The sequence below is a fragment of the Acidobacteriota bacterium genome (assembly GCA_018001935.1).
In the GTDB taxonomy this organism is placed as follows: Bacteria; Acidobacteriota; JAAYUB01; order JAAYUB01; family JAAYUB01; genus JAGNHB01.
In genome coordinates this window covers 1-15,889 of record JAGNHB010000068.1, presented here as the reverse complement: position 1 = coordinate 15,889, position 15,889 = coordinate 1, and the positions used below count along the sequence as shown (strand labels likewise).

Annotated in this window: 8 protein-coding genes; 3 read left to right on the top strand and 5 right to left on the bottom strand. The window is 69.4% G+C overall.

Translation table 11 applies throughout. The features are described 5' to 3' along the window. Window positions 1–47 precede the first annotated feature (47 nt). The 5 genes from KA419_18420 to KA419_18400 all read right to left on the bottom strand — a co-directional run bounded on the left by KA419_18420 (window position 48) and on the right by KA419_18400 (window position 11,170). Complete coding sequence (locus tag KA419_18420; GenBank protein ID MBP7867908.1) at window positions 48–2,375, bottom strand: hypothetical protein; 2,328 nt, start codon at window positions 2,373–2,375, stop codon at window positions 48–50. Between the two features lie 655 nt (window positions 2,376–3,030). Further along, a complete protein-coding gene (locus tag KA419_18415) occupies window positions 3,031–9,309 on the bottom strand; it encodes a carboxypeptidase regulatory-like domain-containing protein (GenBank protein ID MBP7867907.1) in 6,279 nt (2,092 codons plus the stop codon). Between the two features lie 362 nt (window positions 9,310–9,671). Further along, a complete protein-coding gene (locus KA419_18410; protein MBP7867906.1) occupies window positions 9,672–10,205 on the bottom strand; it encodes a zinc ribbon domain-containing protein in 534 nt (177 codons plus the stop codon). A gap of 39 nt (window positions 10,206–10,244) precedes the next feature. Continuing rightward, window positions 10,245–10,601 carry a hypothetical protein gene (locus KA419_18405; protein ID MBP7867905.1) on the bottom strand — a complete coding sequence of 119 codons (357 nt, stop codon included), beginning with the start codon at window positions 10,599–10,601 and terminating at the stop codon, window positions 10,245–10,247. Next, the gene (locus KA419_18400; GenBank protein ID MBP7867904.1) at window positions 10,598–11,170 is read right to left on the bottom strand and encodes a sigma-70 family RNA polymerase sigma factor; all 573 of its coding nucleotides are present in this window, start codon (window positions 11,168–11,170) and stop codon (window positions 10,598–10,600) included. Before KA419_18400 ends, KA419_18405 begins: the two co-directional genes overlap by 4 nt. 696 nt (window positions 11,171–11,866) lie before the next feature. Here KA419_18400 and KA419_18395 point away from each other — a divergent pair. The 3 genes from KA419_18395 (at window position 11,867) to KA419_18385 (ending at window position 14,773) form a co-directional block, all read left to right on the top strand. Further along, a complete protein-coding gene (locus tag KA419_18395; protein MBP7867903.1) occupies window positions 11,867–12,880 on the top strand; it encodes a bifunctional methionine sulfoxide reductase B/A protein in 1,014 nt (337 codons plus the stop codon). 195 nt (window positions 12,881–13,075) lie between these two features. Beyond that, window positions 13,076–14,095, top strand: a complete 1,020-nt coding sequence (locus KA419_18390; protein MBP7867902.1) for a fatty acid desaturase — start codon at window positions 13,076–13,078, stop codon at window positions 14,093–14,095. 207 nt (window positions 14,096–14,302) lie between these two features. Then, window positions 14,303–14,773 (top strand): hypothetical protein, encoded by a 471-nt coding sequence (locus KA419_18385; GenBank protein ID MBP7867901.1) that lies wholly within the window; start codon window positions 14,303–14,305, stop codon window positions 14,771–14,773. Window positions 14,774–15,889 lie beyond the last annotated feature (1,116 nt).

Genomic DNA, 15,889 nt, shown 5'->3' with positions numbered 1-15,889 from the left:
ACCGACATTTGGTCGTCGAACCGCCGCTCCGCGGTTCCGGGCAACCCTCACGGCCAATGCAGGAACACCACGCCCCGGTTATGGAGCGTCAAAGCGGCCTCTCCCGGGGCCCGCGGATCGGGCCGGATCCGGACCCGCTCCGGGAAGGCACTGACCGGAAGGTCGATGGCCGGGCGGAACGTCCGCCCGGCATCCTCGGAGAGGTGAAGCTGACGACCCACAACCCAGAGACGCCCCAGGGAGTCGATACACGTGCTGCGCAGGTCTTTCGGGGACTCCTCGACCAGGATTCTCTCCAGGGTCATTGAATCCGGGTCGCAGCGGAAAAGCCCCCGGGGGGTGAGAATCAGCAGCGTCCCCGCCGTTTCGACGACCACGTCGTTGACGACCCCGATCGGTTCACCCCTCCATTCGGGGTCCAGGAGGGTCCAGGCGGGCTGCGCCGGATCCCCAAAGGAGAAGCGGACCAGATAGTCTCCCGGCATGAGCAGGAAGACTGTTCCCGTATCGCGCGTGGAGGGAAACACCGTGATATCGTGCCAGCTTTGCTTACGAACGGTCCCCGTCGGAATCGGGAGAGGACCTATCCCGCCGCAAGCCTGGAAGTCATCCCCGGCCCACTTCACCAGCTCTCGCCCGTAAACCGACCACATCTGTCCATCCGGCGTGAAAAAAATGCCGTATAGGTTCCCCTCTCCTGCCCGGGAAGACCCTTCCATCGTTGCTTTCCCTGCGGACCATCGACTAAAGATCACTTCGCCGGGAGAGCGCGGCGATTCACAGACCAGGAGGGCGTCCTCCCCCGATACTCCAAGAAACCGGGAATCATACCATGAGGTTCTCTTCCAGACGGAAGCGGTGCCATCCGCATTGCGGATTTCCAGGGGGAAAGATCCGACAGCGGTCCACCGGCCGTCGGCAAACCGCCAGGCGGCCTCCGAACCCGCCCAGCACGGGAAAAACCAACTGGAATCCCCCGAGTTTGCGATCTCGGAGGGATGATTTCCATGGGAATACCCCAGTTGAAACGGCATCGGGAGCGCGAAAAACCCTGTATCCGCCAGGAGGATTAGGCCCTGCAGTGAAGGGAACCCCAGCCAGGTGCCAGTACAGCCCTTCAGGGAAACCAGGTCCGTCATCTGAAAGCTAAATTCCTCGATGCCTGAGACCTCACCCCTGCCGGGCAGCACCCGTGTGACTGGGGGGGTCCAGGACCGGAAGTTGGCATCCACCGTTGACATGCTGTCTGTCGAAAGTACGAGAAATTCCCCTGTCCACGGGTCTTCCGCCAGGGTGTCGATGGGCTTGATCGGTCCGCCATCCTCGCCCGTTTTCATCTTGTATAGATCTTCAGGCTTTTCTCCGGGGAGCAAACCGGCTCTTCTGGACCATTCCCGAAGCGTTTCCCAACGCCCCCGGTCGATCCGGGCCACGAACGACTCCTGGGGAAAAATCTGTGTCCATCCCCCGAAGGCCAGGACCCTCCCGTCCCTGCTTTCCGTGAATCCGCGAATGCACCGGCCGCCGCTGGGAATCGGCGCACTCCACCCGGTGAACAGATCCATCACGGCACAGGCTCCCTTATATCCGATGTCGCCGATGACAACGCTCGTCCAGAGTCTCAGGCTGCTGTCGATAAAATAAGTATCCGGTTTTGTTTTCCAAGTGTCCGAGAAACTCAGCGGTTGTATTCTTTGGTGCGGTCCTCCCGGAAGAACCCAGGCTTCCTGGGAGAGAGGCTCTTCTTCCAGCCGTTGCAAGCGATACCTTGTCAATTCCATCTCCGTCATCTCGGATTCCGGGCCGGATCGCGGGGTCCCGTCCGTCACGGCGACGACCTTGCGGGACTCGGGCCCCAGCCCCGGCGGCGCGCCCAGCCAGGTCACCCTGCCGGGGAGGCGGGCGATTTCCCGCAGTTCCAGGGTGACGGGGTCGACGGAGCAGACGCGGCCGTCCTCGAAGGCGGCCCACACGTCCCCCGCGTCGGACGCCGCCAGGCACGTGGCGCGGGCGGGGCCCACCGCCTGCCATTCGAGCTTGAAGGATTCCCGGCCGAAGCGCAGGAGGGTCCCCGAGGCCGTCCGGGCGATCCAGCCGGCGGGGCCGGCCATCACCTGCCTCAGGGCGTTGTGGTCGAAGTGGTACTCCGCCCGGAGCGTCCCGCCGTCCGGCGTCGGCACCGTGAAGACGAGGGGGCGGGCCGGAGGGTCTGTCTCGGTGACGGGAGCCGAATGGGCCGGGACCGCCTGCCCCGCGGGAGCGCCGGTCGTAGCGGCGGGGCCCGGGGCGGGGGTCGCGGACCGGGCGGCCGTGGTGAGCAGCACGGCCGAGACCAGCCGCACGACGAAGCGCGCTTTTCGGAAACGAGTGCACATGGATGGGTTCCTCCTTTCGGGGCAGAGGACACCCTGCCCCGCCGGGGCCCGGGGCCTCTGCCTTCTCTTTCTTGCCGTCCTCTCAGGGAGATGCAAGCTATCCGGATTTTTCCTGTTTTTTTTAAAAAGAAAGCCGCGCCGTGGGGGCGGCGCGGCCGAAGGAGGTAGGTGCGCACTGCTGCAGATCACGGGCAGGGTCACCGCCGCGATACGCGCCGTCGGGAACGACCCCGCACCAGACGAAAGCCTCGTACACCATCCTGAAGAGCGGTTCACCCGAAGACGGGGACCGTCGCGAAACCCGATGCGGAGTGCGGCGCGCAGGCTTCCGGAGCGCCGCTTTCCCCGCGCCGCGCAGTCCGCGGAGCGGCGCGGTACGGTCCGTGGAAACGGTTGACAACCCTGAAAGGGGCAGCACGAACACTCCGTGTGAAGTTGCGGCCCGGCGTCTCCGGGCTCGGCCTTCCGGTCCGGGGAGCAGCGGCCGGGAAAAACCCGCCTTCCCCCACCCTTTCAGGGTGTGCTTGCATTCCCCGCTACCGCGTTCCGGGGACCAGACGTCGCCTCGCAGGAGCAAACCCGCCCCGAAGGCGGCGGGAGCAAAGCGTTCTTTTAAATCGTTGCTCAAATTGACAAAGACGATACTCTGAAGGTACTACCGATCGGTCACGGAAAGCCGGGTCTCGGCGCCGTTGCCGCGGATCTCCGGGACGTACATGGCGTGGGCGACGGCCGGGAGGGCGTGGAACGCCCCCGGCACCTCCGCCCGGTACGTGGTGCGAAGCTCCCAGGTCCCCTGGGGGAGCCGGGAGAGGAACAGGGCGACCTTCCGGTCGCGAAGCTCGCGGTAGGCGTACTCCTGCCGGCCGCGGTAGTGCTTCCCGTCGGCGGAGACCTCCAGGGCGCGGGCGCCGTCGCCGCTCTTCGTCTCCAGGGCTTCCAGCCCGGCGGGCTTGAGGTCCTCCACGCAGAGGAACTCCAGGTCGTTGGACGCCTCGAGCGTGATCACGGCCAGGACGCGGTCGCCGGAGGCGAGGGTTGCGCCGTCGGCCAGGGGCTCCCAGCCCTTGATGTCGCCCTTGAACAGGGTCTTCCGGGTGACCTGGCGGTAGTAACGCCGTTCCACCGCCACGTGGTTCGCGGCCGGCGTCACCGGTTCCTCCAGGCTGAAAAAGCTCGCCTCGGCGCCCACGTAGAGGGGGCCGTCCCCGCCGGTCCGGACCACCCGGACCCGGTTCGGGCCGTCCCGGAGCGCCTCGGACGGGACTTCCAGCCGCAGCGCCGCGAAAGGCGCCTCACCCCGGGCCACCGTGCGCTTCGCGAGGGGCCGCCCGTTGACCTGCACCTCGTAACTCAGTTCGGACGCCAGCTCCTTCGTTGCGCGGAGCCAGTCCGTGAGGCCCAGGACGGCCAGGGCGGTGTCGCGGGTGTTGGTCCAGCGGGCGCCGCGGCGGTTGCGCACCAGCCATGTCATGGCGGGGGCGGCCAGCGGGTGCTTCGGGTCGGCGGCCAGGAGGGCGCGCAGGGCGAAGGCGGTGGACTCCACCGCGCCGTCGGACCAGTGGAAGTAGCCGGATGGCTTCCCCCAGCTGGCGGTTTCGGGGGCGGAGGGCGAGGGGCTTGGGGTGTCGGTCCTGGTTTGGCCGGCGGCGGGGTCGGCTCCGGTTTCACCACCGGCGCAGGGGTCGGATGCGCGCAAGCTGAAGCTTGCGCCACGGCGGGCGCCGTCTTCGAGGTTGCGGGCCAGGACCGGTACCCGGTCGGCGCGGTCGAGGTCGCGGGCCGCCAGGAGCAGGAGGGCCCGGGAAAAGGAACTCAGCCGGTCGCGCACCGCCCACAGATCCTCGAAGGCCCGGGCGGCGAAGTCGTCGGGATTCGCCCCCGTCGCGGCCCCCGGCTTCGTTGCGCCCTTTTCCTCCGCCGGTGCTGCCGGCGCCGCGGCCCCCGGTTTCGCCGGGCGCCCCTCTTCCGCGAGCACCGCCCGCGTGGCGGCCGCAGCGTGGAGCATCCAGGCCTGGAGTTCGAAATCCTCCCCGGCTTCCACGAGTTTCCGCTCGACGAAGGCCAGGCCGTTGCGGAGCCCGGAGAGGTCCACCGGCGCCCCCGCCTGCCGCGCCAGCGCGAGCCCCCACACGGCGTAGGCGCTGAGGTACGGGTTCGAGTCGTCGTCTTTCCACCAGCCCCAGCCGCCGTCCGCGTGCTGGAAGTCCGCCAGCCGCTCGAGGCCTTTCCGCACCACGTCGTCGAGCTTCCCGAGGTGGTCCGCCCGCGCGGGGTCGGCCGCTCCCGGGCCCGTCGTCCGCGGGGTTTCCAGGTCCGCGGCGCCGGCGCTCCCGGCCGCCACGTCGTCCAGCCGCCGGCGGACCGTCTCCTCCGGGACGCCCAGGTCCTTGAGGGCCCGGGCCACCACCACCGCGGGAAGGAAGCGGCTCAGGGTCTGCTCGGTGCAGCCGTAGGGGTAGTCCACCAGGTAGGGGAGCGCGTCCAGCAGGACGCCGGCCAGGGAGGGCGCGGCCCGGACCGTGAAAACCGTGGTCCCCGGCTTCCGGGCGGCGGGGAGGTCGAGCGCCAGCTCCAGGCTCTCCGCGCCCAGCGTGCCGGAGGTCGCCAGCAGCTTCACGAGACCATGCTCGTAGACCGGGACCCCTTTTTCCTCGGCGTCGGCGTCGCTGCCCGCCAGCGCGGCGGCCTTGAGCTTCAGCTCGCCGGCCCGTCGCGCCGACACGGTCCAATCCACGCGGATCGTGGTGCCGGCGGGGACGCTCAACCGCTCCCCGTCCGCCGTCGCGGCACGACCGCCGGGGACGGCCTTCCCGTCGGCGAAGAGCGCGGCCGACACGTCCAGGGGCCCGTCGGAGAGGTTGTCCACCAGGGCGGAGACGGTGGCGGTGTCGCCGGCCACCAGGAAGCGCGGCGCTTGCAGCCGGACGGCCAGGGGCTTGCGGGTGCGCGCCACGGCCTCCCGGTCCATCCCGAAGCGGTTGTCCACGGTGATGCCCCGGGCCACCGCCCGCCAGGCGGTGAGCTTCTCCGGGAAGGTCACCGTGACCCGCGCGCGGCCGTCCGCCCCCGTCACCACCGCCGGCGCCCAGAAGGCGGTGGTCCGGAAGTCCTTGCGGGCATCGACCCCGGAAAGGGCGATCCCGTCGATCAAGCTCACCCCGACGGTGGTTGAAGTGACATCGTACAGCGGGGCTTGGGAACACACGCTCACCACCTCGCTGATCTCCCCGCAGAGCATCCTCAGGCGGACGGAGGCGATCTCCCCGGGGCGGATCACGAGCCCCCGGATCCGGTCGGAGTTGAACCCCTGCAGGTCGGCCCGGAGGTCGTAACGGCCGGGCGGCAGGGCGACGAAACGGAACTTCCCCTCGTCGTCCGAGGCCGTCTCCCGCTTCAGGCCCGGTCCCACGAGTGAGACGGACGTGCCGGGGATGACCACCCCGGACGCGTCGGTGACGGTCCCGACGAGTTGGCCGAGGGAGCCGCCCGCAGTGGTGTAGACGGGGTCCCCCGGCAGCGGGGGCGGCGGCGGGACCACCCGGGCGTACGGCTTCCACCCGAACGAGTGCAGCGCGTGCGCCCCGGCGGCCGCCCGGGGCGGGTCGAAGCGCTCGGCGGGGTCGCCGGCCCCGTCCGGCTCGAAGGCGAAAATCGCGTCGTCCACCACCGCCAGGGACAGTTCGGCGACGGCGGGCGCGCCTTCCGCATCGGTGACGGCGAGGTCCAGGGTCGCCTTCCCGCCCGGCCGGAAGACCGCCTTCGGGTAGCCGACCTTCACCCGCAGGGCCCGGGAGGGCGGCGTCACCGTGTAGTCAGCCTGGGCTGCGTCGACGCGGCCGTCGACGATCCAGGCCAGGTTGACCGCAGCCGTGGCCGCCCGCTCCGCCCGGACCGGCCATTCCAGGAACACCCCGCCCGCCCCGGGTTTCACCACGACGGCGTGGCCGATCCGGTCCGTCTCCACGGTGGCCAGGGCGGCCTTGACGGCATCCGGCGCCAGGACCAGGGCCCGCCCGGTCTCGCCCCACCGGTATGCCTTCCGCTCCAGGAGGACCTGCACCGACGACACGGGGTAACCGGGGACGGCGCCCCCGTCGCTCACCCACACCGCGTCCTCGGCGGACCCGGGCATGGCCCGGGGGTCGATCCCGACCCAGCGGATGCGGTAGAACCCCGCGGCGGGCGCGGTGAACGACCAGGCGCCCCGGCCGTCGGCCCCGACGGCGACCTCGGAGCGGAGGACCTCGGTGAAGGCGTAGGCCGCCTCCACCCGGGTCCAGACCGCGCCACCGGGGGCCGGGACGGGCGGGAAGGACGGTCCCGCCCGCCGGGCCGCCTCCAGGGCCTCCCCGGCGTACCGCTTCCCCGCCGGATCGGCCCACACCTCGGACCAGACGGCCCGCTCTACGACGACCTTGCCCGAAACCGATACGGGCGACCCGTTGGCGTCCACCGCCGCCAGGCGGACGGGGACCGTCTCGCCCGGCCGCGCCACCTTCCGCTCCGCCTCGGGAAAGACCCAGCCGGGGCGGTTCGAGACGCGCACGGCCCCTTCACCCGTCCCTTCCCGGCGGGCCAGGTCCGTGACCCGGGTGGACACCGCGAATTCGACGTCCCCGGGATCGGGTGGGGCCGGGAAGGTGAAACGGTACGTCCCCGACGCGTCGGTGCGGCCGGTGAACGTCCGCGGCTCGGGCAGCCCGCTCCCGGGACCGGCGTCGCCCCTGCCGAACGCGGAGCCGACCTCGACACCCCGCGGCGCCTTCGGCTGGAAGGGACGGGCGTACACCGTCACCGCCACCTCGGCGTCGGCGGCGGGAGCGCCGTGGAGGTAGCTCGCCGCCACCTCCACCGACACCGTTTCGCCGGGGCGGAAGACCCTCGGTCGCCCCCCCGCCTCCGGCACCCTCACCCGAACGGCGAACTCCGGCAGTCGGTATTCCTCCACCCGGAACAGGTTGAAGTCGTCCTCGTCGAGGTCCCAGTCCTCGGGCTCCTCGAACGCCACCCGGTAGGCGCCCAGGGGGGCGTCGGGCTTGAGGGACAGCGAACCCCAGGCGCTCCCGAAGGCGTTGAGGACGGCCTCCCCTTCCGCCACGGGGCCGTCGTTGGGGTCCTTCAGGACGTACTTCAGCTTCTGGCCGGACGGCGGGGGCTGCATTACGCCTTCCTTCACCCGCCGGACGACGAACTTCCAGTGCACCGTCTCCCCGGGCCGGTAGGCGGGGCGGTCGGTGAAGGCGTAGACCCGGTCCTCGTCCTCGCCGTCGCCGGACGACCGCCACCCGCCGAGGGGCGCGAAGGCGCAGCGGTCGCCGCACCGCGCCACGGCGAGCGACGCCCCGAACGGCCCGTCGAACGACGCCAGGCCGTCGGCGTCCGCGCGGCCCGCCCGGCTGGCCCAGCGCCAGCGGACCCCTTCCCGCTCCACCGCCCACAGGCGGAACTCCGCGGACGGCGCCGCTTCGCCGGTCCGGGCATCGGCGGCGAAAAGCACGCAGCGGTCGGCGGTCCGCCCGGCCAGGGCCAGGTCGGTGACGAGGACCAGTTCCTTCGCCTCCAGGCCGTCGGCCGCGGCGGTGAGCAAATAGGCGCCCGTCGCCCGGGCGTCCTCCAGGCTGACCGCCTGCCGGGAAAGCCGGTAGGGGCCGGGGGACGCGATCTCCCCGCTCCACTCCCGGAGCTTGACCCGGGCGGACTCCCGCGCCCCGAGCAGGAAGGCGTGGAGGTCCGGCGAGGCGGTGAGGGTCTCGAAGTCGGCCGAGAGGAGGTCCAGCCGGTAGAGGGCCAGGGTGACGGGCCCGACGTTGCGGGTCTCCACCGCCGCCTCGGGGAGCGAGCCCGGCAGGAACACGTTGGAGACGTCGAGTTTCAGGACCTTGCTCTCCAGCGCCGAGAGCCGCTTCCGGGCCTCCGGGACGAAGCGGGATTCCCCCTCGCGGAACGTCTGCAGGAACTCCCGGTAGAGTTTGACGGCCGTCTCGGGGTCCGGCACGAGGTACGTCACGCCGCCGCTTGGGGGGAGGACGGTCTTCCCGTGCTCCTCGATCCACCGGGCGCGCTCGAAGAGGGCCTCGTCGCGGCGGGCGAAGGCGGGCCCAACCGCCAGGGTCGCCTCGAACTCGGGCAGGACCCGGTCCCAGTCGGCCGATGCCCCGTCCCGGCAAGCCAGGGCCAGGGAGAGGTGCGCCAGGGCGCGGTCCTCCGGGGTCTCGGCGACGGAGAGGAACCGGTCGAACTGTTCCCGGCCGATCCGCGGGCTCAGTCCGGGGTAGTCGCCGGAGTCGGACGCCACTTTGCGGACCAGGCAACGGAAACGCTCGCGGGCGGTGTCCAGGTTCTCGGTGGCCCCGGCCCAGGCGTCCATGGCCCTTCCATACCAGGACCACGGGCTTCCTCTCCACGGTCGGGCCCGGAAGGAGTCCCCCAGGGACTCGCAGGCTTCGGCCGAAACCGGGTCGCAGCCGGGGAGGTTCCAGAGGCCCATCTCGGCGTCGCCGGCCCCGGCCATCCCCAGGAGGGGCGTGTCGGCCAGGTCCTGGAGCTGCTTGCGGACCGCGTCGACGCGGGGGTAGTCCGGGGAAGGCTGCGCCAGGAGGACCCGCCACTCGGTGTCCGCCAGGCGGAAGGCCACCCAGCGGGTCTCCTCCGGCGGGACCTCCCGGGGGTCGAGCGAAGCGTAGACGGCCCGGGCTGCCGCAAAGGACTTCTCGGCGTAGAATCCTTCGGCCTCGGCCTTCCGGGCGGCGTAGTCGGCCGCACGGGCCACTGAACCGCAGGCCAGGAGGATCGAGAGGATCGCCAGCAGGAGCAGGGCCGCCCGGTTCGTGCCGTTCGTGGCACTTCTCCGGTTTTTCCCTGCCGGGGAGCAGGGGAACCCGCTGAGGCGATGAACAGCACCGGAAACGACCCCCTCGCACCGATCGGTCATGGCATTCCATCCCGCGATCATAACTCCTCCCACGGTCCGCACGCCCCGGGCGCCGGCCTCAGGTTTTCGTGTCGGTGAGCCTTCACGATGTCGAGTCTATCCGCAGTCGATCCGTTGGGGAACCGGGAAAAATGTCGGAAAGACGGGGGTCTCCCCTGCTGGAGCCTCAAATTTATTTTCTTGATTTGGAATGACTTGTAGGGGAACGCTTCCGGGATGTCCCGACGCCCGTCACAAATGTCGGGAGCGGGAACGCCCCAGGCAGTGGCGCAAGCTTCAGCTTGCGCGAGTGGACGAAAAGAGTGCCGCGGGTTCAAAGGCCGCAGACCGCCGGGCGTTCCCCCCGCGGCATCAAGCCGCGCTTATCGGCCGTTCGGCGGGGCGGGGGCGGCGCCTTCGGCGGGCTCCAGCGGGCGGGCGCAGAAGGGGCACACCTTCCAGCCCGGCGAGACAGGGGTCCGGCAGGCCGGGCAGAGGACCTGCTGGCCCCGGCCGCAGTAGGGGCAGACCACGAAGTCGCCCTGCAGGCCCCGGCCGCACTGGACGCAGACCTTCTTCACGTTGGAGCGCACGATGAGGTAGATGATGACCCCGATCAGGTTGGGGACGAAGGTGGCCACCGTGGCCCAGCACCAGGGGTCCAGGCCGCGCTTGCGGGCGTCCCGGAACACGAGGGCGGCGATGGTGGCCAGGATGCCGATGGCCAGGAAACCGGCGACGGCGAGGGCCCCCAGGAAGAACGGCCGCTCGGCACGGGACATGCTCTGCCCCACGCTGATCCTCAAGCCCGGGACCAGGTCCGGGACCAGCACCAGCGTCATGACCCCCAGGATCAGCGCCCCCACCACAATGGACAGGCCCCAGAAAACGTATTTGAACGGTGAATCGGGATGCATGGCTACCTCCTTGTTTTATCTTCTTTGACACCAACCGCATCAAACGACGGACCCGTGACCGTTTCCGCGGACCATCCGGTCGAACTCCAGCCCGATGCGGCCGACGTCCTTCCGCCAGACCCAGAGCAGGCCCATGACGCCCTGGGAAATGGCCAGCCAGAGGCTGAAGAGCAGGGCGGAGCCCAGCAGGCCGGCCCCGGAGCCCCAGATGGCCAGCAGGACCCCCAGGGAAAACAGCGCGTTCAGTGCCACGCAGGCCCCCAGGGCGGCGGCCGTCACCCGGGATGGCCGGCGGGAATGCATCGCCCGGCGGGTCCGTACCAGCAGGGCCGGGCCCGGGGGCTCCACCCGGGTGACATACGCCGAAAGGGCCGCTTCCCAGTCCGCTCGTTTCATCGCCCATCCTCCCACATCGCCTTGATCTTCGCCCGGCCGGCGGCCAGCCGGGACTTCACGGTGCCCTCCGGGACCCCCAGCATCCCGGCGATCTCGACGATTTCGAACCCGCCGAAGTAGAAGAGGAGGACCGTGGTCCGAACCGCCTCGCCCAGCGCATCCACGCACCGCCGCATGGCGCTTTCCTCCTCCGACCGCATCAGCCGCTCCTCCCCATTCTCCACCGGCGCGGGCAGCCGGGACACTTCGTCCTCCCCGTCCTCCCCGGAGCGGGTGACGAACCCCCGGACGCGTTTCCACCATCGCTGCCGCCGCCGGCACAGGTCCCGGTGCCGGTTGATGCAGAGGGTGAAGAGCCAGGGGGCGAAGCGGCGGGTCTCGTCGAAGGTGCCGATGGCCGCCACGGTCTTCACCCAGGTGTCCTGGAAAAGATCGTCCGCCTCGTCGCGGTTCCGGGCCAGGCGGAGGCAGAAGGAGAAGAGCGGGGCCCCGTGGCGCTCCATCAGTTCGGTCCAGGCTTCCCGGCTGCCGTTCCGGCACTCCCGGATGACGGCTGGGTCCTCGATCATGCCTCCTCCTCGCGCGGGGTATACGCGGGAGGGCCCTCCCGGGTTCGGTTCGACCCGGCGAATCCGGATGACGCGCCCTGAAGAGGTGGCGCAAGCTTCAGCTTGCGCGGATAGGCAAAAGGGGTGCTGCACGCGCCTGAAGGCCGCGGGACAACGCGACACCCCCGTCGCGACCCACTTCGAGGACTTGCGGCCAAGGCCGTCTTCCTTTGCGAGCCTGGCGCCCTGGCGAGAGCCGATCCGGATCGGGATCTCGCAAAGGCGCGAAGACCGCGAAGAAAACCGGATCGCCGGGGATGCGGCCTAGGAGCACGAAAGTTCGCCTTCACGGGTCGCCTCGCCTGCGGGAAAGACCTTCCGGAATTTCTCTCACGGAGGCACGGAGGCACGGAGAAGCGGCGTCTCCCATCACGGTTCGCAGGCCAGCCGCCCTCTCCTTTCCCCCGTCTCCCGCCTCCCACCGCCTCACGGCCGTCTCCCCCTCCTGCCTGTCTTCTGAATTCTGGATTCTGGATTCTGGATTCTTCGGCTGAAGCCTTCGCCCCCGCGGCCGCATCCAAAACGCGACGGAGGTGACGCATGTTCGACCAGTCCCGACCTTCCACCGCCTTCCCGCCGCTGCTGCCGGTGGTGACGGTCCTCCTGCTGTTCTCCCTCTGCGGCACGCCCACCACCGGAAACGGAGGTTTTCACGCCATGTCCGACCCCAAAGACCCGAAAAACAACAGCTGCGCGCGCCCCGCCGACGGGAAGGGCCCCGCCTGCGGGCTCCCCACCGACGACGCCGAACTGCGCCGGATCCTGACCCCCGAACAGTACCGCGTGATGAAGCGCAACGGCACCGAGCGGCCCTTCGCCAACGCGTACTGGGACAACCACGACCCCGGGATCTACGTGGACGCCCTCTCGGGCGACCCCCTCTTCGCCTCCCGGGACAAGTTCGACTCGGGCACCGGTTGGCCGAGCTTCACCCAGCCGCTCGAAAAGGGGAACGTCGCCCTGCTCGAGGACCTGAGCCTGGGCATGCGGCGGGTGGAGGTCCGGTCCGCCCGCAGCGACTCGCACCTGGGGCACGTCTTCGACGACGGCCCGGAGCCCACGGGCCTGCGCTACTGCATCAACTCCGCCTCGCTGCGCTTCGTCCCGGCGGCGGAGTTGTCGGCGCAGGGGTACGGGCGTTACGCCCCCCTCTTCGGCCTCCCCGACACCCCGCCGTCCCCGGCGCCCGCCCCGCGGGAGGAGACCGCCACGTTCGGGGCCGGGTGCTTCTGGGGGGTGGAGTCGGCCTTCCGGACCGTCCCCGGGGTGACGGACGTCGCCGTCGGCTACATGGGGGGCACGATGGCGAACCCCGGCTACCGGGAGGTCTGCACCGGCCGGACCGGCCACGCCGAGGTGGCGCAGGTGACCTTCGACCCCGCCCGGGTGTCCTACCGTCAACTGGTGGAGTTCTTCTTCCGCCTGCACGACCCCACGACCCTCAACCGCCAGGGCCCGGACGTCGGGACGCAGTACCGCTCGGAGATCTTCGTCCACACCCCGGAGCAGGAGCGCGTTGCCCGGGAGGTGCTGGGGGAACTGGCGTCGTCGCGGCGCTTCCGCTCGCCCGTGGTCACCCGGGTCACCCCCGCGGGGCCGTTCTGGCGGGCGGAGGAGTATCACCAGCGCTACTTCGAGAAGAACGGGCTCCCCTCCTGCCACCGCTTCTGACCGGCCCCCGGCGCAGCCGGGCATCCCCGCTTGTTTTCTTGTCGTTTGAAGGCTACAATTGCTGCGGTCGAAAAAGTGCCATCGCCTTCCGGGCGATGGCTCAAACAAAGGTCTTAACACCCCTTTCCCCTTCGATTTCCGACTGTTGCGAGGCCATCGCGATTGCATTCGGTACCGCCAACCCGTGGGTAAACAATGGAAACACTCAACCCGCCGAACGACCCGACCCTCCAGTCCCTGCGAAAGCGGATCGCCCCCTTCGCCGGGCCGGACCGGCGAAAGGCCCTCCTGCAGATCGCCGACACGCTGATCCCCTACCTTGCCTGCTGGGCGGCGCTGGTCTGGCTGGTCCAGCGGAAGGCCCACCCGGTGGTGATCGCCGCGACGATGGTGGTGGCGGCCTTCCTCCTGGTGCGCATCTTCATCCTCTTCCACGACTGCACCCACGGCTCCTTCTTCGCTTCCCGGGGGGCGAACACGGCCCTGGGCTACGTGACCGGCATCCTGACCTTCACGCCCTATCACCACTGGCGACACAACCACCTCGTCCACCACAACACCTGCGCGGACCTGGACCGCCGGGGCCTCGGCGACATCTCGACCCTGACCGTGGAGGAGTACCGGGCGGCGCCGGGGCTGAAGCGGCTCGGGTACCGGGTCCTGCGAACCCCCTTCTTTCTCGTCAGCGTCGGCCAGGCCTTCTTCTTCCTGGTCGCCCAGCGGTTCCCGCCGTCCCCGGGCGAAAAGCGCGAACGCCTCAGCGTGGCCTTCACCAACCTCGCCCTCGCGGCGATCCTGGGGATCGCGGCCTTCACCATCGGCCTCGGGACCTTCCTCCTCGTCCAGATCCCGATCATGGTCCTGGCCGGGGCCCTGGGCATGTGGCTCTTCTACGTCCAGCACCAGTTCGAGGGGGTCTACTGGTCCCGCCACGCGGCGTGGGACCCGTTGAAGGCGGCCCTGCAGGGGAGTTCTTTCTACCGCCTCCCCCGGGTGCTCCAGTGGTTCACGGGGAACATCGGGTTCCACCACATCCACCACGCCCTGCCCCGGATCCCGAACTACCGGCTGCAGGCCTGCTGCGAACAGACCCCGCAGCTCCGGGACGTGGCGCCCCTGACGCTGCGCGGAAGCCTGAAGTCGCTGAGCCTGAACCTGTACGACGAACAGCGGAAGAAACTGGTCAGCTTCCGCTCGCTGAAACTTCGGGAATAGGCGGTCAGGCCTGCCGGGTGGATTTCACCCCCCCCCCCCCGACCGACGGGGAGATTCGCAAGGTCCGGCCCCGATATGACGTCCCTTCCCGCTTGTCTTCGGGTTCGCCGGTGAAGTTGTCGTGGTAGCATCGGGTTTGCCGCCCCGGGCTTGGTCCGACGGGGCGCAGGATCGCCGAAGGCCCCGCGCGGGGGGAGGAGGAGCCGCATGCCGACGGTCGCGGACGCAGCGCCCTACTGGGCGAACCTGGTGGTCTGGGGCGTGGTGAACGCCGTCAACCTGCTGCAGGCGACGGGCTTCCTCTCCCGGGTCTTCACCGGGAAAATGGACGTCAACCACGTCCTGGGTTGGGGGGTCATGGCCCTGGCGGTGCCGGCCGGTGCGGCCCTGGTCGCCTTCGGGCTCGCCGGGGCGGGGTGGCTGCACCGGGCCGGCCCGGCCGCGTTCATCCTGTTCACCGTTTTCATGGCGATGGTGGACTACCTTCGGCCGATCCCGTTCCGCTCCCCGGCGCGACCGGGGATCCTCGTCCCCTTCCTCGTGCTCTTCTTCGGTTCGATCCTGCTGATGGGCCTGCCCATGTACCGCCTTAACCGGGGTCTTTGGCTGGTCACGGCGGTCACCTCGGCCCTGCTGCTGATCTCCATGTGCGTGGCCATGCGCCGGGGGGTGGCCTGACCCGGCGAAGCGGTGGCCCCCTCTCGATGGAAAGGCGGGTCTTCTGCCTGTCAGGGTCGCCGATCGTCCTCCTCCGTCTTCCCCCAACCCGGAGAAACCGGAAAAGGAACCCCGAGATACACGGAAAACACGAACGGGATTCCGGGGCCGGTGCAGGATGTTCAAGGCAGCCGCGATTCACCGGGCCGGATGCTAATCCCCTTCAGCCTAAACCGCTAAAAGCCTGTATCAACCACGAACCACACGAACCACACGAACAAAGAGGGCAGGGGAAAGAAGACCGGAGACCGGGGATGGCGTCGGGTCGATTCACGATGATCTGAGCCGACTCTTCTCCGTGCCTCTGTGCCTTGGCGAGAGACACTCCGGAAGGCTCTCTCACGGAGACGCAGAGGCGCGGGGAAGACGCAGCCGGGATCGACAGCATGTCGGTAGAAAACCCCGGAATCAGCCGCCCCCAGCCCCGCCAGGGGCGCGATGACGGTAGCAAAGCCCGAAACCAGCCGCCCCCAGCCGCGCCAGGGGCGCCATGATTCTGCCCGGCTGCCTGGACGACCGGCATCGGGTCCCTGCGGGGCCGATTTCGGCTGCGGCTTGTCCCGGTTACCGACCTCTCGCCCCTGGCGGGGCTCCGGCCATTTCTGCCCCTTGTCCTCTCTACCGACATTGGGCCCCTGCGGTGCCGAGGGCTTGACGGAGTCACGGTTTCCCTTTACCGGTAAACGCTCTCCGGCGCCCCGCCGGGGCGCGAGGGGAACAAAACCCGCCGTCTCCCGGCGGGAATACCCCCTGCCGGGGGAACACCCGCCGGCTAATTTCTTTAATCCCTTCGGGATTCAGAAAGCATCATTTTCAAACCATTTTATTGCAATGTCTTGCAAGCGCTTTCCAGACAGAAGGCAGCCGCTGAAGCGCCTGGGAACCCCTCCATTTCTCCGTAAACCGGCGCAAGGTCGGCGGAGCTTGAACGGGGCCCCAATCCGGAGTATAGTATAATGCTCCCCAGAATCTGGACAGAGGGTTAAGTTAAAATTCGAGGGCAGGAAGTCAAGAAAGGAGCGAGCAAGATGGGAGGAGTGAGACGGCGGCACAGTCCGGAGTTCAAGGCGAAAGTGG